18 protein-coding genes are annotated in these 25,150 nt (G+C 73.2%); 14 read left to right on the top strand and 4 right to left on the bottom strand.

Annotated features, from left to right (window positions below):
- Window positions 1–49: 49 nt before the first annotated feature.
- A complete protein-coding gene (locus BUE48_RS19900; RefSeq protein ID WP_286990718.1) occupies window positions 50–1,081 on the bottom strand; it encodes an alpha/beta hydrolase in 1,032 nt (343 codons plus the stop codon).
- Between the two features lie 163 nt (window positions 1,082–1,244).
- On the opposite strand from BUE48_RS19900, the gene BUE48_RS19895 reads away from it, so the two are divergent.
- The 6 genes from BUE48_RS19895 (at window position 1,245) to BUE48_RS19870 (ending at window position 11,319) form a co-directional block, all read left to right on the top strand.
- Complete coding sequence (locus BUE48_RS19895) at window positions 1,245–3,005, top strand: MmpA family trehalose lipid delivery protein (protein WP_286990717.1); 1,761 nt, start codon at window positions 1,245–1,247, stop codon at window positions 3,003–3,005.
- Entirely contained in the window at window positions 3,002–3,136 is a 135-nt protein-coding gene (locus BUE48_RS19890) for a hypothetical protein (protein WP_281055022.1), read from the top strand. The genes BUE48_RS19895 and BUE48_RS19890 overlap by 4 nt, the downstream gene beginning before the upstream one ends.
- Before the next feature lie 13 nt (window positions 3,137–3,149).
- A complete protein-coding gene (locus tag BUE48_RS19885; protein WP_012854307.1) occupies window positions 3,150–3,953 on the top strand; it encodes a glycosyltransferase in 804 nt (267 codons plus the stop codon).
- A complete protein-coding gene (locus BUE48_RS19880) occupies window positions 3,950–5,128 on the top strand; it encodes a glycosyltransferase family 4 protein (protein ID WP_286990716.1) in 1,179 nt (392 codons plus the stop codon). Before BUE48_RS19885 ends, BUE48_RS19880 begins: the two co-directional genes overlap by 4 nt.
- A 228-nt stretch (window positions 5,129–5,356) precedes the next feature.
- A complete protein-coding gene (locus tag BUE48_RS19875) occupies window positions 5,357–9,649 on the top strand; it encodes an alpha-(1->3)-arabinofuranosyltransferase domain-containing protein (RefSeq protein ID WP_286990715.1) in 4,293 nt (1,430 codons plus the stop codon).
- Between the two features lie 200 nt (window positions 9,650–9,849).
- A complete protein-coding gene (locus tag BUE48_RS19870) occupies window positions 9,850–11,319 on the top strand; it encodes an FG-GAP-like repeat-containing protein (RefSeq protein WP_245536904.1) in 1,470 nt (489 codons plus the stop codon).
- 195 nt (window positions 11,320–11,514) lie between these two features.
- Here BUE48_RS19870 and BUE48_RS19865 read toward each other — a convergent pair whose 3' ends face one another.
- Both BUE48_RS19865 and BUE48_RS19860 read right to left on the bottom strand, forming a co-directional pair.
- Entirely contained in the window at window positions 11,515–12,756 is a 1,242-nt protein-coding gene (locus tag BUE48_RS19865; RefSeq protein ID WP_286990714.1) for an acyltransferase family protein, read from the bottom strand.
- Window positions 12,753–13,502 (bottom strand): class I SAM-dependent methyltransferase, encoded by a 750-nt coding sequence (locus BUE48_RS19860; protein ID WP_012854302.1) that lies wholly within the window; start codon window positions 13,500–13,502, stop codon window positions 12,753–12,755. Before BUE48_RS19860 ends, BUE48_RS19865 begins: the two co-directional genes overlap by 4 nt.
- A 198-nt stretch (window positions 13,503–13,700) precedes the next feature.
- Between BUE48_RS19860 and pgfA the strand changes: the two genes are divergently transcribed.
- The 3 genes from pgfA to BUE48_RS19845 all read left to right on the top strand — a co-directional run bounded on the left by pgfA (window position 13,701) and on the right by BUE48_RS19845 (window position 17,432).
- Entirely contained in the window at window positions 13,701–14,840 is a 1,140-nt protein-coding gene (pgfA, locus tag BUE48_RS19855; RefSeq protein WP_012854301.1) for a cell envelope lipid trafficking protein PgfA, read from the top strand.
- 498 nt (window positions 14,841–15,338) lie between these two features.
- Entirely contained in the window at window positions 15,339–16,448 is a 1,110-nt protein-coding gene (locus BUE48_RS19850; RefSeq protein ID WP_012854300.1) for an NAD(P)H-dependent flavin oxidoreductase, read from the top strand.
- 378 nt (window positions 16,449–16,826) lie between these two features.
- Entirely contained in the window at window positions 16,827–17,432 is a 606-nt protein-coding gene (locus tag BUE48_RS19845; protein ID WP_012854299.1) for a dihydrofolate reductase family protein, read from the top strand.
- A 46-nt stretch (window positions 17,433–17,478) separates the two neighbouring features.
- Here the strand turns inward: BUE48_RS19845 and BUE48_RS19840 are convergent, their stop codons facing one another.
- Window positions 17,479–18,288: a crotonase/enoyl-CoA hydratase family protein gene (locus tag BUE48_RS19840; protein WP_012854298.1), complete on the bottom strand. Its 810-nt coding sequence runs from the start codon at window positions 18,286–18,288 to the stop codon at window positions 17,479–17,481.
- A 139-nt stretch (window positions 18,289–18,427) separates the two neighbouring features.
- Here BUE48_RS19840 and BUE48_RS19835 point away from each other — a divergent pair, with 139 nt between their 5' ends.
- The 5 genes from BUE48_RS19835 (at window position 18,428) to BUE48_RS19815 (ending at window position 24,881) form a co-directional block, all read left to right on the top strand.
- Entirely contained in the window at window positions 18,428–19,993 is a 1,566-nt protein-coding gene (locus tag BUE48_RS19835; protein WP_012854297.1) for an acyl-CoA synthetase, read from the top strand.
- Window positions 19,983–20,912, top strand: coding sequence for a Zn-ribbon domain-containing OB-fold protein (locus tag BUE48_RS19830; RefSeq protein ID WP_012854296.1), 930 nt, complete (start codon window positions 19,983–19,985; stop codon window positions 20,910–20,912). The genes BUE48_RS19835 and BUE48_RS19830 overlap by 11 nt, the downstream gene beginning before the upstream one ends.
- Complete coding sequence (locus BUE48_RS19825) at window positions 20,909–21,952, top strand: thiolase family protein (protein ID WP_012854295.1); 1,044 nt, start codon at window positions 20,909–20,911, stop codon at window positions 21,950–21,952. Before BUE48_RS19830 ends, BUE48_RS19825 begins: the two co-directional genes overlap by 4 nt.
- Window positions 21,953–22,011: 59 nt before the next feature.
- Window positions 22,012–23,169, top strand: a complete 1,158-nt coding sequence (locus BUE48_RS19820) for a thiolase family protein (protein WP_012854294.1) — start codon at window positions 22,012–22,014, stop codon at window positions 23,167–23,169.
- A gap of 131 nt (window positions 23,170–23,300) precedes the next feature.
- Entirely contained in the window at window positions 23,301–24,881 is a 1,581-nt protein-coding gene (locus BUE48_RS19815) for an acyl-CoA synthetase (protein WP_286990713.1), read from the top strand.
- Window positions 24,882–25,150: the final 269 nt, after the last annotated feature.

Genomic DNA, 25,150 nt, shown 5'->3' with positions numbered 1-25,150 from the left:
CGGGCGGAGGGAGCGGGCACCCGCATCGGCGGTGCCCGCCCCTCCGCGCTCAGGGCGCCGTGGCCTGCTGGCGGGTCGTCCCGGTGGCCTTCGGCTGGACGGGCTGTTCCTGCGAGCCGTGCGGCTGCGGGGCGGGACGTCCCAAAGTCCGGTCCAGGAAATTGATCGTGGCGCGGATGCGGGCCTTGGCGTACCTGGTGTCCAGGTGGCCCATGCCCCTGACCAAGGTGAGGGTGCTCGTCCCGCCGGCGCGGCGCAGCATCCGGTGCAGCGTCTGGGACTGGGCGGACGGGACGGTGCAGTCGGCCGTCCCGTGCACCAGCAGGAAAGGCGTGGCAGAGGGCTGCCGGGCCTGGCGGAGCAGGTTGGCGGCGCGGGCCTTGGCGCCGCCCGCGCCGACCGGCTCGCCCAGCCAGCGGGAGGCCGCCGAGCGCCGGTCGTCGTGCGGCGGCGTGGCCGGCGGGCAGCCGGCGGCCCTGAGCTGGCGGTCCAGCGAGGCGAAGTCCACCGGGGCCGACCACAGCACGGCCGCCTGCACCGCGCTGGAGGTCTGCGCGTTGCCCAGCTCGGGGGCGTCGAAGGCGGTCTGCCGATCACCGGTCAACCCGACCGCGGCGGCCAGGTAGCCGCCGGAGGAGACGCCCAGCACCGCGATCCGCTGCGGGTCGAGGTGGTAGTCGGCGGCGTGGGCGCGCAGCCACCGCACCGCGGCCTTGGCGTCCTGGACGGCGGCCGGCCAGCGGGCCTCGGCGGCCTGCCGGTAGTTGATGGAGGCCACCGCGTACCCGGCCCGCAGGAAATAGGCGCGCCCGTGCCGGGCGGCCTCGCTCTTGTCGCCGCCCCGCCAGTCCCCGCCGTGCACGAACACCACCACCGGGGAGGGCGCGGTGCCCGCCGGGACGTGCAAATCCAGCCGCTGGGCGGCCGACTGCGAGGCGTAGTCCAGGTCGAACCGCTGGTCCCGGGCGTGCGGCACGGGCGCCGTCTCGGGGATGGGATCGGGGTCGACCAGGTCGGCCGCTGAGCAACCGGCGAGCGCGACGGTCGCCGCCGCGACCCCGCAGATCGTCGGTATGCGCATGACGGAGACAGTAGTGAAGAGGCCTGGGGCGGCCCAGTGAGACAGATAATAGATCGGCTATGGCATTTGTCATGGCGTGGCCTCCGATGAACGGCGGCCCGGTATTTATCAGCCGACACCGGAAAACGCCCTGGTCCGCCGCGTCCGGTAGCCTCTGCCGCTGATGACGGGACGCAAGCGGCACCTGCCGGCCGCCCTGACCGGGCTGGGGCTCGGGCTGTCGGCGCTGGGGCCGGCGCTCGCGCCCGGTTTCGTCCTGTCCTATGACATGGTGTTCGTGCCCGAGCCGGGCTTCACGCCCATGGCCTTCGGGCTCACCGGCACGCTCCCGCGCCATGTGCCCAGCGACGTGTTCGCAGCCGTGCTGGGGCTGGTGCTGCCCGGTGAGTGGGCGCAGAAGCTGATCCTGCTGGCGATCTTCGTGCTGGCGTGCGTGTCGGCGGCCGCGCTGGTGCCCTCGCCGCGCCTGCTTCCCCGCCTGGCGGCGGGCGTCTGCTACGCCTGGAACCCGTTCGTGGCCGAACGGCTGCTGCTGGGCCAGTGGGCGCTGCTGCTGGGGTATGCGGCGCTGCCGTGGGTGGTGGCGCGCGCCGCCCGGATCACCGAGCCGGGCGGGGCGCGGCGGCTCGTCCTGGCGCTACTGCCCGCCGCGATCGGGGGGTTCGCCGCGCTGGCGGTCTCGGGGCTGACGGCGTTCATCGTGGCGGTGGTCGCAGCGGGCCGGCACCGGCTGCGCGCGGCGGCCGCCACGTGCGCCGTGGTGCTGGGATTGTCCCTGCCGTGGCTGGTCACCGGGTGGCTGCGGCCGTCCGGAGTGCCGGCCGACACGATGGCGGTGGAGGCGTTCGCCGCCCGCGCCGACACCCCCTTCGGGGTGGTGGGCAGCCTGCTGCTGCTGGGCGGGGTGTGGAACGCCGAGACGGTCCCGGCCGGCTACGGCCACCCGGTCACCGCCGCCCTCTGGCTGGCGGTGGTGCTCGGTGCGCTGGCCGCCTTCGGGACGTGGTGGTGGCGGCAGGGCCGCGACCGCGGATACGCGGGACTGGGCGCGGCCGCCCTGGCCGGGCTGGTGATAGCGGCGCTGGGCGCGCTGGCGCCGGGCCTGCTGCGGTGGCTGATCGGGCTGTGGCCGGGGTTCGCGGTGCTGCGGGACGGGCAGCAGTACACGGCGCCGCTGGCCGTGCTGGTGGCGCTCGGGCTGGGCCTGCTGGTGGAGCGGGTCACGCCACGGCTGCCGGTGCTCGCCGCCGGGTGCCTGGCGCTGGCCCCGGTGGCGCTGCTGCCCTCGCTGGCCTTCGGGGCGGCCGGACGGCTGCGCGCGGTGGAATACCCGGACTCCTGGAGGCGCGCCCGGCAGATCCTCCAGGCCGACCCCGTCCCCGGTGACGTGCTGGTGCTGCCGTGGGCGGCCTACCGCTCCTACCCGTGGAACGGGCATCGCCGGGTGCTCGACCCGCTGCCCCGTTACCTGCCCCGCCGGGTCATCTTCAACGACGCGGTGCGGGTCGGTGACATCACCGTCCCCACCGAGGACCCGCGCGCCCGCCGGCTGGACGCCGCCATCGGCGGCGACGGCCCGCTGGTGGCGGCGCTGCGCGCGCAGGGCGTCCGCTACGTGGCCGTCGACGCCGAGATCGCCTCCTGGGACCCGGCCGCTGGCACCCCGCCCGGCCGGCGCGGGCCTTCGGGGATCGTCGGGCATCCCACCCGGCTGGCCGGGGCGGAAGTGGTGCTGCGCGACCGGGACCTGCTTTTGCTGCGCATCCCCCGGCCCCGCCGCGTCGCCGACGAAGGACCGCCCGTTGCTTTGGCCTCGGCCGCCTGGATTGCCACAATTGGACTGATCGCCTGGTCATTGTCGGTATCAGGCGTTACCCTGGTCCCTCGCTCAACCCCTCTACACCGCCGCAGAAAGGCCCCGTGATGCGGATCCTGATCGCCGCCATTGTCGGAGTCCTGCTGGCCTCCGGCGCCTCCGTCGGCATCGTGCAGATGGCCAACGCCTCGCAGCAGGACCCGGTCATCGAGCCGCTGTACAACTACGGCACCAAGTGATCTTGCGCCCGTGATGGGCCGGCCTGCCGACCAGCCGGGCGCCGCGGAGCGTCTGCGGCTGCAGATCGTGGTGCCGGCGCGCAATGAGGCCCGGCGGCTGCCGCTCGGGCTGGTGCTGCTGAGCGAGCGGCTGCGGGAACTGCCGGTGACCGCCGAGGTGATCGTGGTGGACAACGGCAGCAGCGACGGCACCGCCGACATCGTGCGGGCCTGGCGCGGATCGGTCCCGGTGCGGCTGCTGAGCTGCCCGCGTCCGGGCAAGGGCGCGGCGGTGCGGGCCGGGCTGCTGGCCACCACCGCGCCCTATGTGGGTTTTTGCGACGCCGACATGGCCACCGACCTGGCGGCGCTGGAGCCTGCGCTGCGGCTGCTGGCCGACGGGCACCCGGTGGTGGTCGGCTCGCGGCGCCACCCCGACTCGGTGGTGCAAGGGTACGGGCAGCCGCTGCGGCGGCTCGGCGCGATCGCCTTCAACCTGGCCATCCGCGACCTGGCGGGAGGGATCCCCGACACCCAGTGCGGCTTTAAGTTCTTCTCCGGCCCGCTGGCCCGGCAGGCGGCGGCCGAGCTGCGCACCACCGGTTTTTCCTTCGACGTGGAGTTGCTGATGCACTGCGTGCGGCGCGGCGCCGCCATCACCGACATCCCGGTGGTCTGGCGGGACGTGCCCGGCAGCACGTTCTCGTTGCTCCGCCACTCGCCGGGCGTGCTGGCCGACCTGATCCGCATCCGCCGCCTGGCCGCCAAGACGCCGCTCGACCGGGCCGCTCCCATCGCGGTGGCGCTGCCGGAGACCTCGAGGTCCGGCGCCGGATGACGGCGCGGGGACCGGCACGCCCGCTGCGCGTGGCGGTCGTCAACTGGCGGGACCCCTGGCACCCGGCCGCGGGCGGGGCCGAACGGTACGCCTGGGAGGTCGCCCGCCGGCTGGCCGCCGCCGGCATGGACGTCCGCTATGTGACGGCCCGCGCCCCCGGCCAGCGGCGGCGGCAGGAGGCCGAGGGCGTGCCGATCGTCCGGCTGGGCGGCCGCTTCACCGTCTACCCCCTGGTCCTGCTGTGGATGCTGGCGCACCGCCGCCGCTTCGACGCGGTGCTGGACTGCCAGAACGGCATCCCCTTCTTCACCCCCTGGGTGCTGCCGCGGCGCGTGCCGGTGTTCTGCGTCGTCCACCACGTGCACACCGAACAGTTCGGCATGTACTTCCCGCCCTGGCTGGCCCGGCTGGGCCGGCTGCTGGAGGGGCCGGTGGCGCGCCGGACCTACCGGCGGCATGCCTGCGTGGCCGTCTCGCCGTCCACCCGGCACGCCATGCGGGAGCGGCTGCGCTGGGACGGCCCGATCCACCTGGTCCCCAACGGGCTGACGATGCCCCCCGAGGGGCCGCCCGAGCCGGCGCGCGGCCTCGGTGACCCGGCGCTGGTGTGCGTCAGCCGGCTCGTGCCGCACAAGCGGCTGGAACGCCTGGTCGACCTGGCGCTGCACCTGCGGGAACGCCACCCCGGCCTGCGCGTCCACATCATCGGGGACGGCCCGCAGGGCGCGGCGCTGGCCGAGCGGGTCGCCGCCGCCGGCCTCACCGAGACGGTGATCTTGCACGGTTTCGTCTCCGAGCGGCGCAAGGCCGCGCTGGTGGCGGGCGCCGACCTGCACCTGAGCACCTCCCGCGGCGAGGGGTGGGGCCTGTCGGTGATCGAGGCCGCCTCGCTGGGCGTCCCCACCGTCGCCTACGACGTGGAGGGGCTGCGCGACGCGGTCCGCGACGGCGTCACCGGCTGGCTCGCCTGCGACGACGACCTGCCCGGCGCGGTCGAACGCGCCCTCAAGGAGCTGGCCGACCCGGCGCGCCGCGCCGAGATCGCCGCGTCCTGCCGGCGGTGGGCCGCCGTCTTCGACTGGTCCCGCACCGCCGCCCACATGGCCGCCCTGCTGAAGTCCGCGGTGCAGGGCGAGCCGGCCGCCCGGCCCGACCTGCCGGAGGGATGGTCCTGATCCGGCGTGCGATGGCCCGGCGGCCGGCGGGGGCGCCGGGCCCGGGAGAGCCCGGCGCGCCGCTCGCCTCCGGCGGGCGCCTCATCCGGCGCTGTCAGAAGCACGTCCGGGGGCGTGTACGGTGACTCGCACCTGCGAGGCGAGGCCGGCCGGCGGCCTCGCCTGCGTGATCGGGAACGGCTGTCGTGGTCCCCGTGCGTGCGGGGCGCTCTGGGAGGCGAGGGCGGCGTGGCGCTAGGGCAGGCCATCAGGAACGGCGTTGACGCGGTCGCCGTCCGCCTGGCCGACGCCGACCGGGAGAGCGCCGCCCCCGATGCGAACGGGCGGGGAAGGGCCGGGGGAGAAGGGGAGATCGACACCCGGCTGCGGGAGCGGCTGCGCCTGGTGGCCTGCTGCCTGGCGCTGACGGTGCTGGCCACCTCCACCCGCCCGGGGCGCATCCTGGCCGACACCAAGATCGACATGGCGGTGAACCCGCTGGGGTTCTTGGGTCGCGCCCTGCACCTGTGGGACCCCGAGCAGTTCGGCCAGCTGCAGAACCAGGCCATCGGCTACCTGTTCCCGATGGGCCCGTTCTATGCGCTCGGCGACCTGCTGGCCGTGCCCGCCTGGATCACCCAGCGGCTGTGGCTGGCGCTGCTGATGTGCCTGGCGTTCCTGGGCACCGAGCGCCTGGCCCGCAAGCTGGGCATCGGCGGGCCGCTCACCCGCCTGGTCGGCGGCCTGGTGTACGCGCTGGCCCCGGGCGGGCTGGCGGTGCTGGGGCAGATCTCCTCCGAGTACCTGCCGTACGCCATGCTGCCGTGGATCGTGCTGCCGCTGGTCACCGCGGCGGCCGGGGGCAGCCTGATCGGCGGGGCGGCCCGCTCGGGGCTGGCGGTGGCCTGCTGCGGCGGCATCAACGCCGCCGCCACCGTCGCGGTGCTCACCGTCCCGGCGCTGTACCTGCTGACCCGGCCGCGCGGCACCCCCCGCCTCCGGCTGGCGGCCTGGTGGTCGGCGGCGGTCGCGGCGGCCACCGCCTGGTGGCTGGTGCCGCTGCTGCTGACCGGCACCTACGGGTTCTCCTGGCTGACCTACACCGAGAAGGCCGAGACCACCACCGGTCCCACCGGGCTGATCAACGTGCTGCGCGGCGCCGAACGGTGGGTCAACTACCTGGTCGTCGACGGGCGGATCTGGTCGCCGGTGGGCAACGCGCTGTCGCTGGAGACGCTGCCGGTGCTGTGCACCGGAGCGGTGGCCGCGCTCGGGCTGGCCGGGCTGCTGCGCTCCCGGCTGCCGGAGCGCACCTTCCTGCTGCTCAGCCTGCTGGCCGGCATCGTGATCATCACCGCCGGGCATGTGAGCGCCCTCGAAGGGCCGCTGGGCGGGCCGCTGCGCGAGCTGCTGGACGGGCCGCTGGCGCCGCTGCGCAACCTGCACAAGTTCGACGGGGTGGTGCGGCTGCCGCTGGCGCTGGGCGTGGCGCACCTGCTGTCGGCGATCCCCCGCGCCCGGCACCGGCTGCACACCCTGGTCGCCACGTACGCGGCGCTGGCGGGCATCGCCGCGACCGCGCTGAGCAACGGCCTGTCGGGGGCCGGCGACTTCCCCCAGGTGCCCGCCTACTGGCGGCAGGCGGCGGCCTGGCTGAACGGGCGGGCCGGTGAGCAGGCGGTGCTGGCCCTGCCGGGTGCCCCGTTCGGGGAGTACCTGTGGGGCCGCCCCATGGACGACATCATGCAGCCGCTGCTGACGGCGCGCTGGGGGGTGCGCCAGCTCGTCCCGGCCGGGTCGCCCGGCTACACCCGCGCCCTGGACGCCATCGACCAGCGGGTGACCACCGGCCGGCCCTCGCCGGGGCTGGCGGAGTTCCTGGGCCGCATGGGCATCCGCTTCCTGCTGGTCCGCAACGACCTGCAGCGGGAGGTGCTGCGCGGCGGCTGGCCGGCCCGGCTGCACCAGGTGCTGGACGGCTCACCGGGGCTGCGCAAGGTCGCCGAGTTCGGCGAGCGGGTCGGGCAGGAGAACCCCGATGCGATCGGCTCGCTGGACCAGCGGTACCCGGCGCTGGAGATCTACGAGGTCGACAACGCCGACGACGTGGTCAGTCTCACCGACACCGCCGATGCGATGCGCCTGTACGGCGCCCCGGAGGGGATGCTGACCCTGGCCGACAACTACGTGCTGCACGGCCGGCCGGTGCTGCTCAACGACGACGGCGCCGAGCTGGGCGGCACGCCCGTGGTCACCGACTCGCTGCGGCTGGTCCGCCGCAACTTCGGCGAACTGCACCACACTTCCCAGACGCTGAGCGCCGCCGAACGGCACCGGGCCGGCGACATCCTGGACGAGGGCTGGAGCCGGTACGCCACCACCGCCGTCCACCGCGGCATCGCCTCGGTGACCGCCTCGACCTCGGCCTCCGACACCGAGGGCATCCCCCAGCAGCACGACCTGGGCCGCCACCCCTATGCGGCGCTGGACGGCGACCCCAGCACCTACTGGTCCACCGGCGGCTGGGACGGCCCGATCGACCAGTGGATCAAGGTCGACTTCGGGCGGGCGATCACCCCCGGCCGCGTCACCGCCATGTTCGTGCAGAACCCCGACCTGCTCGGCCCGCCGCCCGTCCGGATCGCCGTGGAGACCGAGACCGGCTCGCTGGCCCAGCAGGTGCGCATGGTCTCCGAGGCCCAGGACCTGCAGGTGCCGCCGGGGCAGACCCGCTGGCTGCGCATCCGCATCCTGGAGCTGGCCGCCCGGCCGGCCATCCCGGCGTTCGCCCGCGTCGGCCTCGCCGAGCTGACCGTGCAGGGGGTGCGGGCCGAGCGGATCCTCCGGCTGCCGGCCACCGGCGCCAAGGAGGCCTCTTACGCCTTTGCGCGCGGGCCGGGCCGCGCCGCCGAATGCATGAAGGGCTCGGCCAACTGGGTCTGCACCCCGTCCCTGGAGCGGCAGGACGAGGAGGGCAACGGCTTCGTCCGCGCCTTCGGCGCACAGACCGCCGCCAAGGGGCGGCTGACCGGCACCGCCACCCTGATCGACAACGACGCGGTCAACCGCTTCACCTCCCTGGGCGCCAGGGCGCAGGTCTCGGCCAGCTCCAGCCGTCCCCATCCGGCGGCCCAGCCCCGGTCGGCCTTCGACGGCGACGAGCGCACGGTGTGGATCGCCGCGGCCGGCGACACCGAGCCGGTCTACAAGGTGCGCTGGAAGCGCCCGGTGACCTTCGACCGGATCACCGTGGCCCGTCCCGCCGGCGCCCGCGGCCCGCTGCGGGTCACGCTGCGGGCCGACGGGGGGCAGACCCGCGAGGGGCTGGTGGACGAGCGCGGCAGGCTGAGTTTCGCGCCGCTGCGGACCTCCTCGCTGACCTTGACCTTCAGCGCGTCGGTGCAGCCGGTCCTGCAGATCGCCGACATCACCGTTCCCGGGGTCGCGCCGCTGCCGGATGTGACCTGGACGCAGCTGAACCTGCGCTGCGGCCTGGGCCCGCGGCTGCGGGTGAACGGGACCCTGATCGACACCCGGGTGATCGCCACCATGGGCGACCTGCTGGAGGGGCGCCCGGTGCGCTTCGAGGCCTGCCGCAGGGCGCCGATCGTCGCCGGCGGCAACCGGCTGGAGTCCGTCCCGCTGAGCCCTTACCGGATCGAGACGGTGGTGATCGACACCGGCTCGCTGGACCGGCGCGGCGGCACCTCGGCGGTGACGGTCCGCCAGTGGAACTCCGAGACCCGGGTCGTGGAGGTGGACGCCGCCGAGGAGTCGTTCCTGACGGTCAACGAGAACTTCAACCCCGGCTGGCGGGCCGAGATCGGCGGCACCCGGCTGCAGCCGGTCCGGCTGGACGGCTGGAAGCAGGGCTGGATCGTCCCGGCGGGCACCACCGGCACGATCACCCTCACGTACCAGCCGGACCGCGCCCACAAACTCGCCGTGCTGATCGGCGTCGTCTTGCTGGCCGTGCTGGCGCTGGCCGCCGTGCTCCCGGTCTCCCGCCAGGGGGCCGCTTCGCCCGGCGCCGCCTCGGGGGGCCGCAGGCGCCGCTTCGGCCTTCGAAAGGGCGCTCAGCCCGGGGAACCCGCACGTGCGAACGGGCGCCCGGAGACGGCGGGCCGGGGGACGGCCGTCGTCCGCCGGGGGGCGGCCGTGGCGGCGGGACTGTGCGCGGCGGCCGCGGGCTTCTGGGTCGCCGGGATCGTGGGCGTGGCGCTCTGCGCGGCCATGGCCGCGGCGTTCGCCTGGGCCGCGCCCGGCCGGACCAGGGCCGCGCAGATCCTGGCGTCTCCCTGGACGGCCGCGGCCTTGATGGTGGCGGGCGCCGCCTCCTGGGCGCTGGGGGACTGGCTGCGCACCACCGGCAACCCGGCCGCCCCCACCGACCCGCTCGGCGACGCCGTGCCCCAGCTGCTGGGGTTGATCATCGTGACGCGGCTGGTGGTCGGCCTGTGGCTGCCGCCCGCCGGCCCGGCGGCGGAGCGAAGCGACCCGCCGCGCCGCGACGACCTGCGCTGGCGGCCGCCCGCCGCTTAGCGCGGCCGCGCCGGCACAGGACGCCTTTCATCGCTGAATTTCGCATTGGCAAACAAACGGGATGTTTGTCCAAGTTGTGAATTTCATGTAAACGGGTCTTTCGCATCGGGCGTCCCCGTAGTACAGCGCGGCGACGGGATGTCGCGCATCGATAGGAAGGTTCCTCTTTGCGATCTGGTGTGTTCGCGCGCCTCGTGGCGGTGGCCACGACGGCCGCACTGGGCGGGGCCGTGCTGTCCGCTTTCGCCCCCTCGGCCTCGGCGGCGGCTCCGGCCAAGCCCTATGACTTCAACGGCGACGGTTACGTGGACCTGGCCATCGGCAGCCCGAACGGCAAGGTCGGCAAGAAGGCCGGCGCCGGTTTCGTCAGCGTGATCTACGGTTCCGCCAAGGGCCTCAACACCGCGAAGAAGAAGGTCTTCACGCAAAACAGCAAGGGAATCCCCGGCACCGCCGAGGCCGGGGACAATTTCGGCTACTCGCTGGCCTCGGCCGACTTCGACCGGGACGGCTATGCCGACCTGGCGATCGGCGCGCCGGGGGAGGACACCGCCGCCGGCGCCAACGCCGGCACCGTCACGATCCTGTGGGGCACCCGCTCCGGCCTGACCACCCTGGCGGGCTCCAGCGCCGAGTTCGGCGACCCGGGCAGGAACCACCGCTGGGGCGAATCCCTGGCGGTGGGCGACATCCAGCAGGACGGATCCCCGGAACTGTTCATCACCGTCCCGGGCACCAGCATGTTCAAGTGGTTCTACTTCCGCCCGCCCGCGGCGGCCTCCGGCGCCGCCGTGCGACCGGGCGCCGCCATGGAGCCGGGCGGCGCCAAGGCGCTGCCCCGCCGGCGCGGCGGGGTCGCGGCCCAGTCGGCGGACGATGTGAACGCCTCCTGGCTGGCCACCGGGGATGTGACCGGCGACGGCCATGACGATGTGGTCTACGCCTGGCATGACGCCGACTGGCCCGCCCCCGCCGAGCGGCGCGGGTTCGTGGTCTTGCCGGGCACCGCCGCCGGGCGCCTGGGCGATGCCGTCTCGGTGGTCTTCACCGAGGTCAAATCGCTGGCGGTGGGCGACTTCAACGGCGACCGGCGCAAGGACGTCGCGGTGGGCCAGAGCTCGGCCAAGGGCGGCCGGGTGGCGGTCTTCCCCGGCTCGGCGAGCGGGGTGAACTCCGCCACCAGGACCGTCATCGACCAGGACAGCCCGGGCGTCCCCGGCGCGGGCGCCTCCGGCGACGGCTTCGGCACCGCCATCGCCGTCGGCGACGTCAACAAGGACGGCAAGGCGGACCTGGCGGTGGGCACCCCCTTCGATGAGGTCTCCGGCCGCAAGGACGCGGGCCGGGCGTATGTGCTGTTCGGCTCGGCGTCCGGCCTCACCGGCAAGGGGGCGCAGACCGTCTCCCAGAGCACCAAGGGCGTCCCCGGGGCCTCGGAGAAGAACGACAACTTCGGCTTCGGGGTGACGCTGCTGGACCACACCAAGGACGGCCGCGCCGACCTGGTGGTGGGCGCGCCGCGGGAGAACGGCCGCGACGGCGCCGTCACCTTCTTCAAGAGCCGCGGCAAGGCCGGCTTCCTGCCCGTGCTGTCGGTGCGGGCCGTCGGCGCCGGCACCTTCGGCGTCAAGGGCCGCAACGCCCGCCTCGGCGGCGTCCTCGGCCGCTGAGCCGCACGCCGCCTCCCCGGGCGGGCTCCCGGCGGCGGAAGCGGCGCAGTGATCTGGGGCATCGCGTCAGCGGCCGCAGCGCTTCCAGAACCCGAGGCCACGTGGTGAAGGCCACGCCCGCATCGGCGAAGGCACCCGCGCACCGTTGCCGGGGCGAGACCCGCTTTCTCGTCCCGGCAACGTGCCGGGAGGCGGTCAGCGGGTGCCGGAGGCCGCTCTGCCCGGCGCCGTGCGGCGCGCCGCCGGGCGGGGGCGCCGGTAGGCCCGCTGGACCGGGTGCTCGACGGCGTGGTAACTGACCGCCCCGGCCAGCACCGTGGCCGCCGTCAGCAGCGGCAGGTCGGTCAGCAGGTTGCCGTTGAACAGCCGCCCGGTCAGGTCGTACCAGCCCAGGATGATCGCCATCTGCCACAGGAAGATCCCGTAGGAGATGCGGCCCAGCCAGCGCATCAGCGCATTGCCCAGCACCGCCTGCATCACCGGGTGACCGGCCGGGGCCAGCGCCACCGGGGCCACGAAGAACGCCGCGCACAGCCCGTACACCGCGATGTGCAGCAGCGACGTCCACAGGGTGGGGATGGTGTTCAGGTCCAGCGGCCCGGTGATGGGGGAGGCGGAGATCACCAGCAGGCTGAGCGCCGCCAGCCAGCAGGCCCCCCACGAGCCGGTCACCGTCCGGCAGAACCGGGCGCCGGCGCCGCGCGGATCCTCCTTCGCCCACACCGTCAGCACCGCCAGCGCCATGCCCGTGGCGAACCAGGCGGCATAGCGCGGCGGCCAGACCCCCATGGCCGGGTGGTAGTCGGGCACGTGCATCGCGACCGTGAAGACGAACGACAGCAGCGCGTACCCGCCCACGGCGCGCAGCAGCCTGCGCGCCCGGTCGGCCAGGTCGGCGCCGCCGCGGGCGGCACGGGCCAGCAGCGCGGCCGTCGGCGGCAGCGCCACATACCAGGCCGCCTCGACCGCCAGGCTCCACGCCTGCCCCATCTCCCGGGGCCCCAGGGCGCTGCCCCACCAGTCCTGAGGGGCGTAGATGTGCGTCAGCGTGAGCGTCCCCAGCCACGCCCACACGTCCCCCAGCCGGTCCCGGTAGGACGTCACCATCACCACGACGACCAGCAGCCAGTACGCCGGCAGGATGCGCAGCGCCCGCCGCAGCAGGTAACCGCCGGTGTCGGGGGCGTCGCGCCCGCCGAGCGCGGCGTGCGCCCACGGCCGGTACAGCAGCAGCCCCGACAGCACGAAGAAGATCGCCACCCCGGACTGGCCGCCGTTGACCACCCAGCCGCCGGGGACGTTCCGGGCGACCAGCCCGGCGTTCAGCCCGATGTGAAAGACCAGCACCGCCAGCGCCGCGACCGCCCGGACCCCGTCCAGCGTGCCCTGGTGCCCGGAGATCTGCGGTGTGGCCAACCGTCCGGCGGGCCACGTCACCGGGCGCCCGCCTTCCGCAGCACCAGCACCAGGTTCCACGTCACGATCTCGCGGACGCCGGGGATGCGGACCACGCCCTTGGCCCACCAGGGGTGGTAGCGCGGCAGCGCGTCCAGCACCCGCACGTCCCGGCACCGCTCGGCCCAGGCCAGGGCGGCGCCGACCGACACCGGGTACAGGCTGACCCCGTAGCGGTTCTTGGGCGGACGGCCGTGGCGCCGCTCGTAGCGGCGGGCGGCCCGGTGCCCGCCCAGGTAGTGCCAGGGGGAGGTCTCGTGCCCGCCCCACGGCGACAGCCAGTTGGTGAACGACAGGTAGATCAGGCCGCCCGGGCGGGTGACGCGCACCATCTCCTCGGCCATCAGCCACGGGTCGGGGACGTGCTCCAGCACGTTGGAGGAGAAGCACACATCGGCCGCCCCGGTGCGGAACGGCAGCCGCAGCGCGCTGCCGACCACGCAGTCGCCGCGCGGCGGGCCGTGCGCGGTGATCTCCCCGGCGTCCACATCGACGCCCGCGCAGCGCGCCCCCGCCCGGGTCAGCTCGCGGGTGAAGAACCCCGACCCGGCGCCGACGTCGATGACCGTGGCGCCCTCCAGGCGGGTGTAGGCCGACAGCTGGGCCACGGTGTCGCGCGCCATCAGCCCGTAGAAGAACTCCGGGTCCTCCTGCTCCTTGCGGAACGCGCTGAGCAGCCGCACCGAGCGCGCCAGGGTCGCCCGGTGCGCCGTCTGCGACCGCCCCATCTCGGCCCTCCCTCTCGTCCGGTACCGCCGGAGCCTACCGGTATGGGGGTCTGCGCCCCTGATAAGTGGCCGGTTGCGTTTCAGGTAGGGTTACGCCCGAGTAGAACTTGTACGGAACCGTGCCGGTACCTGCGGCGTCCCGTACGCGTTCGGGCCCGCCGACCCGTGTCCGTCCCTCGGCAGCCCAGGAGGTTACAGATGCGGCGACCGCTCGGTCTGGTGCTGGTCGGTCTGGGGTCCTTCCTGCTCGCGCTGGCCCCCCTGGTGCGCTTTTACGTCGCGGGCCAGGTGGTCCGCGCGCCGCTGAACTTCTACCAGGCCACCGAGCTGGAGGCGCGCGACGCCCGCTACTTCGACCTGCTGGAGGGCCGGGTCCGTTCGGGCGTGACGCTGGCGGCCGTCAACACCGTCCGCGGCGACACCCGGGCCAACCAGGGCGACAACGACATCGCCGTGTGGGACTCGATCACCGAGATCTACGACAAGGAACGGCGCAAGCAGGTCGAGTTCCAGACCTACCGGATCGCCTTCGACCGCCGCACCGGCAAGCTGGTCAACTGCTGCGGCGCCCATGTCGGCGGCGACACCAGGGTGCAGATGTCGGGGTACGGGCTGCTGTTCCCGGTGGCGGACGTGCAGCGGCAGGACTACCCGGTGTTCGACATGTCCACCCGCCGGGCGCTGCCGGCCAGGTTCGACGGCGAGGAGCGCATCCACGGCCTGAACACCTACCGGTTCGTCCAGCAGATCCCCAGCACCAAGACCGCCAAGATCGACATGCGGCCCACCGGCAAGATGCTGGGGCTGCGGGGCCGGGACGCCCGGCGCACCCACCGGGTCGACCGCTACTTCTCGGCGACCATCACCACCTGGGTGGACCCGCGCACCGGCATCCCGGTCAAGCACGACCAGAACATCCGCAGCACCGTGGAGACCGAGGACGGCCGGGGCCGGATGGTCATCGCCGAGGCCCGCCTGGTGACGGTCGAGCGCGACCAGCAGCGCAATGTGGAGACCGCCAACGATTACGCCTTCAAGCGCGACCTGGTGGAGTCCATCCTGCCGCTGGTCGGCCTGGTCGGCGGCCTGGTGCTGCTGCTGGGCGGGATCTTCCTGAGCACGCGCGCCCCCGCCGGCGGCGACGGCGCCGCGCAGTCCGGCGGCGGGTTCACCCGCAAGCCCGACGGCCGCTTCGGCACCGCCGGTCCCCCGGCGGGCGGCCCGCCCGGCGGGAACCCGCCCCGCAAAGGGCCTGCCGGCAGCGGCTCCTCCGGCGGGCAGGCCGCCTCGTCCGATGCTCCCTCCCCGGTGGGCGCCCACCGGTCCGCCGGTTCTTGACCGCCGCGGGACGCCGTTTCCGCGGCTTGCGGCGGTGTTCTCAACGGCCGGGCCGATGCGGTCGTCTCCGCCTCGCCCGGCCGGGCACCACATGACCCGGCCTCCCCGCGATCTGCGGCCCTGCGCCGGAGGGCCGCATCGGCGGTGCTTGCCGGCGGGGACCTGAGGTTCGCAGGCGCTTCATCCCGCCGGTGCGGGGATGTGGATCTGCGCGCGTTCTCGGTCGGCCGCGGCCCTCACGCGCCTGCCGCCGCTTTACCGGCCGAGGGCGCCTGCGGGTCCGCCGTTCGCCGCCCTCGGGCTTGGCCGCGCGCCGGGACGTCCTGAGCGTCGCCGGGCTTTGCAACCCGGCGCTCTCCCGCCCGCCGCAGCAGGGCCGCGACCGCCCCCGCAAACCCCTAGAACCTGTACCAGAAGACAAGGTCTGAGCTCTGCGGTCGGGAAAACCTGAACTAGAACCTGTTGCAGTTTTCTGGGCTTGCGGCTTACAGTCGGGGCGTGCGGACACGAGTAACCGAACTCTTCGGCATCGAGTACCCGATCTTTGCGTTCAGCCACTGCCGTGACGTGGTCGCGGCGGTCAGCCGCGCCGGCGGCATGGGGGTCCTCGGCGCGCTCAACTTCACCCCCGAAGAGCTCGAGCTGGAGCTCAAGTGGATCGACGAGCACGTCGGCGGCAAGCCCTATGGCGTGGACGTGGTGATGCCCGCCAAATACGAGGGCGCCGACGCCGGCGACGCCCAGGAGCTGGTGACCAAGCTGCAGGCCATGATCCCCGAGCGGCACCGGCAGTTCGTGGAGGACCTGCTGGCCAAGCACGGGGTGGAGCCGTCCGCCGAGGGCGCCGACAAGATCCTGCTCGGCTGGACCGACGTCACCGCCCGCCCCCAGGTCGAGGTGGCCTTCCGGCATCCCATCGCGCTGCTGGCCAGCGCGCTGGGCCCGCCCCCGGCCGACGTGGTGGCCGAGGCCCACCAGCGCGGCATCAAGGTCGCCGGGCTGGCCAGCAACGCCCGGCACGCCCGCAAGCAGGTCGAGGTGGGCGTGGACATCATCGTGGCCCAGGGCACCGAGGCCGGCGGGCACACCGGGGACGTGTCCACCATGGTGCTCATCCCCGAGGTGGTCGACGCGGTCGGCAAGGACACCATCGTGCTGGCCGCCGGCGGCATCGGCCGGGGCAGCCAGATGGCCGCCGGGATGGCGCTGGGCGCCGACGGGGTGTGGACCGGCTCCATCTGGCTCACCGTGGACGAGGCCGACACCCCCGAGCTGGCCCGCGAGAAGCTGCTCAAGGCCACCTCGCGCGACACCGTGCGCTCCCGCTCCTGGACCGGCAAGCCCGCCCGGCTGCTGCGCACCGCCTGGACGGACGCCTGGGAGAGCGAGGAGTCGCCCGGCACGCTGCCGATGCCCATGCAGTTCATGCTGATCGCCGACGCGCTGCGCCGCATCCACCGCTCCGGCGACGGGGAGCTGGTCACCTTCCCGGTCGGCCAGATCGTCGGCTCCATGAACCAGATCAAGCCCGCCGCCCAGGTGGTCTACGACCTGATCGAGGAGTTCGTGGACGCCATCGAGCGCCTCAACAAGATCACCGAGGGCTGACCGGCCGGCTGTGGCCCGGCGACCCGGCGCCGGGCCACAGCCACCGCCGCGCCGCGGGTTTTCAGCGGGCGGGCCTTTTCCAACACGCCTTTTCCAACACGCCGTTCCCGCGGCTCAGCACGGGTGCGTCGCGGCCGGGGAGAAGACCGTGACCTGCGATGGCACGGCACCGGGGCTCCCGTCTCGGCCACCTGAAACCGCGTGTTGAAAAGGTTCAGTGCGTGAGCGCGAGTGCGTCCACTCCGCGATGCGGGTAGGGGTGCCGCACGACATCGCGACGGCCGGGTGCGGGCCGATGACTTTCGGGGCGCGCCGCCGTCCATCCGGTCGGAGGACCGGGGCGAGCAGGGCCCGGCCGGCGGCACCGAAAGGACGATCATGAAGCTCACGCTGGGCGCCTTCCTCACCCTGGACGGGGTCATGCAGGCGCCCGGGGCGCGCGATGAGGACCTCGCCGGCGGTTTTGCGCACGGCGGCTGGCAGGTCCCCTACTTCGACGAGGAACTGCTGCGCATCCAGAACGAGCGGTTCGCCAAGGCCGAGGCGTTCCTGCTGGGCCGCCGCACGTATGAGATCTTCGCCGCCTACTGGCCCAAGGTGACCGGCAAGGACAACCTGATCGCCGACAGGCTCAACACGCTGCCCAAGTACGTCGTCTCCCGCACGCTGCGCTCGGCCGACTGGCGCAACTCCACGCTCCTGGCCGGGGACGTGGTGCAACAGGTCACCGAGCTGAAGCGGCGGCCGGGCGGCGAGCTGCAGATCCACGGCAGCGGGCGGCTCGCCCAGACGCTGGCCGCCCACGGCCTGATCGACGAGTACCGGCTGTGGTTCTACCCGGTGCTGCTCGGCTCGGGACAGCGCCTGTTCGACGGCACCACGACGGCGGCGCTGCGGCTCATCGAGGCCCAGACCACCGGTAGCGGCGCCATCGCCGCCACCTACCGGCCGGCGGGCGAGGTGCGTTACGGCAGCGCGGTGTAGGCCACGGCGCGGTCCGGGGCGCGTCCCCCGGACCGCGCCGCGTGCGTCAGCGGCCCTTGAAGACCGGGGGACGCTTCTCCCGGAAGGCCCGCGGCCCCTCCTGGGCGTCCTCGGTGGCGAAGATCGGCCAGCCGATCTCGTCGCTGACCTTGAGCGCCTCCTCCTCCGGCAGGTGGAAGGTCTCCCGGTGGGCGCGCAAGATGGCCTGCACCGACAGCGGGGCGCAGGCGGCGATCTGGTCGGCCAGCTCCCGGGCGGCCGACAAGGCCTGCCCGTCGGGGACCACCCGGTTGATCAACCCCATGGCCAGCGCCTCCTGCGGGGTCACCGACCGGGCGGTGAGCAGGATCTCCATCGCCGGGGCGTACCCGATCTGGCGGGGCAGCCGCACCACCGAGCCGCCCATCGGGAACAGCCCGCGCTTGGCCTCATACAGCCCCAGCGTGGCGCCCTCGGCGACCACCCGCAGGTCGGTGCCCAGCAGCAGCTCGGTGCCGCCGGCCACCGCGTACCCCTCGATGGCGGCGATGATCGGCTTGGTGGGCACCGCCTCCCGCAGCAGGCCCTTCCAGTGGTAGTTGGTGATCTCCGCCGCCCGCCGCTGTTCGCGTTCGTCCTCCGGCGGGGTGCCCATCGCCTTCAGGTCGGCGCCGGAGCAAAAGTGCCCGCCCGCCCCGGTCAGGATGCCCACCCGGACCTCGGGGGTCTGGGAGATGTAGGCGAAGGCGTCGGCCATCCCGACGAGCATCGACGTGCTGAGGGCGTTGCGGGCCTCCGGCCGGTTCATGGTCACGATCACCACGTGACCGTCCTGCTCGACCGTGCAGTGCGCGGTGCTGATCGGCAGCCGCTCCATCGGCACAGACCTCCTGGCATGCGACAAAATAAGAACAGATTCTAGTAATGATCTCCGCCTGCAAACAGGTCTTGTCGAGTCAAACGAGAACGTGATCTACTTTGCCTCCGGACGTCTACTCAAAGCGTGGAGAACGCCGATGGGGTCGTTGGGTTTTTGGAGGCTGGCGCAGGCCGATCCGGAATGGATCGCGGCCGTTGATCCGGACGGCACCGAGCACACCGCCGGGGAAGTGCTCGCCCGGGCCAACCGGCTGGTTCACGGGCTGCGCGCGCTGGGGCTGAAGAAGGGCGACGGCATCTGCGGGCTGGTGCCCAACGGAGTGGACGGCCTGACGCTGTACCTGGCGGCGCTGCAGGCGGGCTGGTACTACACCCCGATCAACTGGCACCTGACCGGGCCGGAGATCGGCTACATCGTGGCGGACGCCGAGGCCAAGGCGTTCTTCGTGCACGAGCGGTACGCCGCCGAAGGACGGCGCGGCGCCGATGAGGCCAAGCTGGAGGACCACCGCCGGTTCTCCTTCGGCGAGGTCGAAGGGTTCCGCCCGTTCTCGGAACTGGTGGACGGGCAGCCCGACACCCTGCCGGAGGACCGCACCGCCGGCGCCACCATGCACTACACCTCGGGCACCACCGGCCGGCCCAAGGGCGTGCGGCGCCCGCTGCCGGGCATCGACCCCGACGACAACGGCGAGCTGCTGACGTTCCTGCTGGGCCTGTTCGGCATCCCGCCGGGCCGCCCCGCGGGCGGGGAGCCGCAGGCGCACCTGGTGACCTCGCCGTCCTACCACACCGCCGTCACCCAGTTCGGCGGGACGGCCCTGCACATGGGCCACACGCTGGTCTACATGGACAAGTGGGACGCCGAGGAGACGCTGCGGCTGATCGAGCGCTACCGCGTCACCAACACCCACATGGTGCCCACCCACTTCAAGCGGCTGCTGTCGCTGCCCGAAGAGGTCCGCAACCGCTACGACGTCTCGTCGATGAAGTGGGCGATCCACGCCGCGGCGCCCTGCCCCATCCCCCTCAAGCAGCAGATGCTCGACTGGTGGGGCGACTGCATCTGGGAGTACTACGCGGCCACCGAGGGCGGCGGCACCATCGCCTCCCCGCAGGACTGGCGGGAGCACCCCGGCACCGTCGGCAAGGCCTGGCCGATCAGCGAGCTGCTGATCGTCGACGACGACGGCAACGAGGTGCCGCCGGGCACCCCCGGCACCATCTACATGAAGATGGCCGGCGCCCAGTTCGAGTACAAGGGCGACAAGGAGAAGACCGAAAAGAGCCGGCTGCGCGACTTCTTCACCGTCGGCGACGTCGGCTACCTCACCGAGGACGGCTTCCTGTTCCTGTCCGACCGCAAGGCCGACATGATCATCTCCGGTGGGGCCAACATCTACCCCGCCGAGATCGAGAACGAGATCCTCACCCACCCCAAGGTCGCCGACGTGGCCGTGTTCGGCATCCCCGACGAGGAGTGGGGCGAGCAGATCAAGGCCGTGGTCGAGCCCGCCGAGGGCGTGGAGCCCGGCCCGGAGCTGGCCCAGGAGATCCTGGCCTCCCTGGAGGGCCGGCTGGCCCGCATGAAGTGGCCCAAGTCCATCGACTTCATCGACAAGATGCCGCGCGAGCCCAACGGAAAGCTGCTCAAGCGCAAGCTGCGGGACCCGTACTGGAAGGACCGCGAAGTTGCCATCTAGTCCCAACCACGTCCTGGAATTCCCGGGCGGCTACACGCGCTCGGTCGGCCCGGTCATCGGCCGCTTCCTGACCGAGCTGCGCGACGGCCGGCTGATGGGCGTGCGCACGGCCGGCGGGCGGGTGCTGGTCCCGCCGACCGAGTACGACCCGGCCACCGGCGAGGCCGTCACCGACGAATGGGTGGAGGTCGGCCCCTCGGGCACGGTGCAGACCTGGTCGTGGGTCGCCCACCCGCGCCCGGAGCACCCGCTGGACCGGCCCTTCGCCTGGGCGCTGATCAAACCGGACGGCGCCGACACCGCCCTGCTGCACGCCCTGGACATGGGCGTGCACGAGGCCGGCGCCAAGCCGCCCCGGCAGCTGAAGACCGGCCTGCGGGTGCGCCCCAAGTGGCGGGCCGAACGCAGCGGGCACATCAGCGACATCGAGTGCTTCCGCCCCGAGGTCACGATGATCACCGCGCCGACCCGGCAGGAGTACACCCTGGGCGCCGGCAGGGCCCTGGGCCGCTTCCTGGAGGGCATCGCCGAGGGCAGGATCCTGGGCCACCGCTGCCCGGTGTGCGACAGCGTGATCGTCCCGATGAAGGGCATGTGCGCCCGCGACGGGGTGCCCACCACCGAGGAGGTGGAGGTCGCCGACACCGGCACCGTCACCACCTTCGCGGTCAACAACATCCCCGACCCGCGCGCCCCCGAGGTGCCGTTCGTGTCGGCCTACATCCTGCTGGACGGCGCCGACATCCCCATGCTCGCCCTGGTCGCCGGGATCCCCGCCGACCAGGTCCGGATCGGCATGCGCGTCAAGGCGGCCTGGCGGCCCCGCGAGGAGTGGGGGCCGACGATGGCCAACATCAAGTGGTTCGAGCCGATCGACGAGCCCGACGTGCCTTTTGAGCGGATCAAGGATTACGTATGAGCAGGGATATCGCGGTCGTCGCGTTCGTCCAGACCAAGCACACCGCCGAGGACGCCGGGCTGACCGAGCCGGAGCTGCTGGCCCCGGTCATCGCCGAGATCAAGGAGCGCACCGGCATCGACCGGTTCGGCTTCACCTGCTCGGGGTCGTGCGACTACCTGGAGGGCAAGCCGTTCGCGTTCGTCTCGGCGCTGGACCCGGTCGGCGCCTGGCCGCCCATCTCCGAAAGCCACGTGGAGATGGACGCCGCCTGGGCGCTGTATGAGGCCTACGTCCGGCTGCTGCACGACGACATCGACACCGCGCTGGTCTACGGGTTCGGCAAGTCCTCCCAGACCGACGTGCGCAAGGTGATGACGTTCCAGCTCGACCCCTACTACCTGGCCCCGCTGGGACCCGACCAGGTCTCGCTGGCCGCCCTGCAGGCCCGCGCCTACCTGGAGCGGGCCGGGGCCAAGGAGGACGACCTGCGCGCGGTGGCCGCCAGGTCCCGGGCGGCCGGGCGGGAGAACCCCTACGCCCTGCACCTGGAGGACCCCGACCCCTCGGCCGGCTACGAGGTGGCGCCGCTGCGCCCCTACGACGTCGCCCCCATCACCGACGGGGCCGCGGCGATCGTGCTGGCCGCCGGGGACAAGGCCCGCGAGCTGTGCGAGCGCCCGGCCTGGATCACCGGCATCGACCACCGCGCCGACCCGCACTCCCCGGGCGCGCGGGATCTGAGCCGCAGCGAGTCGGCCCGCATCGCCGGGGAGCGGGCCGGGGCGGCCGGGGTCGAGGTGGCCGAGCTGCACGCCCAGTTCAGCCACGAGGAACTGATCCTGCGCGAGGCGCTGAAGCTGGGCGAGGACGTGCTGGTCAACCCCTCCGGCGGGGCGCTGTCGGCCAACCCGGTCATGGCCGCCGGGCTGATCCGCATCGGCGAGGCCGCCGCCCGCATCCACGACGGGAGTGCGGGCAAGGTGCTCGGGCACGCCTCCTCCGGCCCGTGCCTGCAGCAGAACCTCGTCTGCGTCATGGAAGGAGAGCCCCGTGGGTGACCCCTGCGCCGGTCCGGCGGGCAGGTGCGCGGACCGGATCTGGGACGGGAAGGTGCGTCATGGGTAACCCGTGTGCCGTCATCGGCGTCGGGCAGACCGAGTACAGGACCCGGCGGCGGGATGTGTCGATAGCCGGGCTGGTGCGGGAGGCCGCGCAGCGGGCGCTCGAGGACGCCGGCCTGACCTGGGCCGACATCGACGCCGTGGTGATCGGCAAGGCCCCCGACCTGTTCGAGGGCGTGATGATGCCGGAGGCGTACCTGGCCGACGCGCTGGGCGCCACCGGCAAGCCGATGATGCGGGTGCACACCGCCGGGTCGGTGGGCGGCTCCACGGCGATCGTGGCGGCCGGGCTGATCCACAGCGGCGTGCACGAGCGGGTGCTGACCGTGGCCTGGGAGAAGCAGTCCGAATCCAACGCCACCTGGGCGCTGACGATCGAGTCCCCGCACAACGCGTCCCTGGTGGTGGGGGCGGGCGGCTACTTCGCCCCGCACATCCGCGCCTACATGCGGCGCTCGGGCGCCCCCGACCACATCGGCACGCTGGTGGCGGTCAAGGACCGGCTGAACGCGCTGAAGAACCCGTACGCCCACCTGAAGATCCCCGGCATCTCCCGGGAGATGGTCGAGTCCACCCCGATGCTGTGGGAGCCCATCCGCTACCTGGAGACCTGCCCGTCCTCCGACGGCGCCTGCGCGATGGTGCTGGCCTCAGAGAGCGCGGCGCGGCGCGCCCCCAACCCGCCGGCCTGGATCCTGGGCACCTCCATGCGCTCTGAGCCGATCTTCTTCGCCGGGCGGGACGTGGTGAACCCCCAGGCCGGCCGGGACGCGGCGGCCGACGTCTACCGGCAGGCCGGCATCGACGACCCGCGCCGCGACCTGGACTGCGCCGAGGTGTACGTCCCCTTCTCCTGGTACGAGCCGATGTGGCTGGAGAACCTGGGGTTCTGCGGCGAGGGCGAGGGCTGGAAGCTCACCGAGTCCGGCGCCACCGCGCTGGACGGCGACATCCCCTGGAACCCCTCCGGCGGGGTGCTGTCGTCCAACCCGATCGGCGCGTCCGGGATGATCCGCTTCGCCGAGGCCGCGCTGCAGGTGCGCGGCATGGCCGGCGAGCACCAGGTGGACGGCGCCCGCAAGGCCCTGGGCCACGCCTACGGCGGCGGCGCGCAGTTCTTCGCCATGTGGATCGTCGGCTCCGACAAGCCGTGAGCTGACGCGCCGCATCGCGGAGACCACCCCCACCCCTTTTCTCTGGGGGAGCACCCCCAGACCCCCAGACGGGCCGGGCGGCCGGGAGGCCCCCGGCCCGGCCCACCCCGATTCCGCCGGAGGTCGCCGGTATGGAGTTCAACTACGCAGATCTGTTCGAGGGGGTCGCGGACGCGATCGGGGGACGCACCGCGGCGGTGTGCGGTGACCAAAGGGTCACCTACGCCGAGCTGGACGCGCAGGCCACCCGGCTGGCGCACCACCTGCAGGAGGCGGGGGTGGAGCCGGGGCGGCACGTGGCCATCCAGCTCTACAACGGCCTGGAATACATCACCGCGTTGCTGGCCGCCCTGAAGATCCGGGCCGTGCCGATCAACATCAACTACCGGTACGTGGAAAGCGAGCTGGTCTACCTCTACACCGACTCCGACAGCGTCGCCCTGATCTACGACGTGGAGTTCGACGAGCGGGTGGCCGCCGCCGCGGCGCACGCCCCCAAGCTGCGGCACTTCATCGCGGTCGGCGGCGAGTCGGCGGTGCCCGGGGCGGTGCGCTTTGAGGACGCGCTGCGCGGCCGTTCCACTGAGCGGGACTTCCCGGTACGTTCCGGCAAAGACCTGTATATTATCTACACAGGGGGCACCACGGGCATGCCCAAGGGCGTGATGTGGGAGATGGAGCAGATGCTCCACGCCTTCTGGAACCCCACCATGCCCCGTCCCGCCAAGCCCGAGGACGTCATCGCCCAGGCCGCCGGCTCCGGCCCGCTGGTGATGATGCCGGTCGCCCCGCTGATGCACGGCGCCGCCCAGATGAACACCTGGATCGCCTGGTGGATGGGCGCCACGCTGGTGTACGTGCGCAAGTTCGACCCCGCCGAGGTCTGGCGGGCCGTCGAGCGCGAGAAGGTCAACTCCATGACCGTCACCGGGGACGCGATGGCCATCCCGCTGGCGGAAGAGCTGACCCGCAACTCCTATGACCTGTCGTCGCTGTACGCCTTCGTCTCCACCGGCGCGATCCTGACCGGCGCGGTGCGGCAGCGCTTGTCCGCCCTGCTGCCCAACCTGATGATCATGGACCGTTTCGGCTCCACCGAATCCGGTTCCACCGCCGAGGCCACCGCGGGCTCCAGCCCGGAGAAGGGGCTGAAGTTCGCCGCCGACACCGACAGCATCGCCGTGCTGGACGAGTCGCTGCGGCCCGTCGAACCCGGCTCGGGCGTGCTCGGCCAGGTCGCCCGCACCGGCCACATCCCGGTGGGCTACTACAACGACCCGGAGAAGACCGCCCGGACCTTCCCCGAGATCGACGGCAAGCGCTGGCTGCTGACCGGCGACATCGCCACCGTGGAGGCCGACGGCACCATCGCGGTGTTCGGCCGCGGCTCCCAGGCCATCAACACCGGCGGCGAGAAGGTCTTCCCCGAGGAGGTCGAGGCCGTCCTCAAAGGACACCCGGCCGTCTACGACGCGGTCGTCACCGGCGTCCCCGACGAACGCTGGGGCAACCGGGTGGCGGCGGTGGTGCAGCCGTCCGCCGGCCACACCCCCACCTTCGAGGAACTGGACGCGCACTGCCGCAAGCACCTGTCCGGCTACAAGGTGCCCCGGGTCTACGCCTTCGTCCCGGAGATGAAGCGCTCTCCGGCCGGCAAGGCCGACTACCGCTGGGCCAAGGAGGTGGCCCGGCGCGCCGCCGCCCCCGCCTGAGCGCCCCCGCGGCCCCGGGACCTGTGACGACCCGCGGGTGAGGCCGGCGAACCGCCGGGTCTGCTTCCCCGGCCCGGCGATTCGCCGGCCGGCCCGCGGCACGGAGGCCGCAATCCCCACCCCCGCCCCGCGGCCTTCCCGGGCGGGTCCGCAACAGACCTCTCAAAGGAGCGGGCGGCCGCGCCGCGACCGGCAGGCGGCGTGGCCCGACCCGTTTCTCCGAACCCGCCATCGAGACTCCGCTGCTGGCGGCCAGGGCTGCTCGCCGT

Source organism: Thermomonospora sp. CIF 1 (genome assembly GCF_001896795.1).
In the GTDB taxonomy this organism is placed as follows: Bacteria; Actinomycetota; Actinomycetes; order Streptosporangiales; family Streptosporangiaceae; genus Thermomonospora; species Thermomonospora curvata.
The sequence above is the reverse complement of the archived record's forward strand: the minus strand, read 5'-3'. Positions and strand labels throughout refer to the sequence as shown.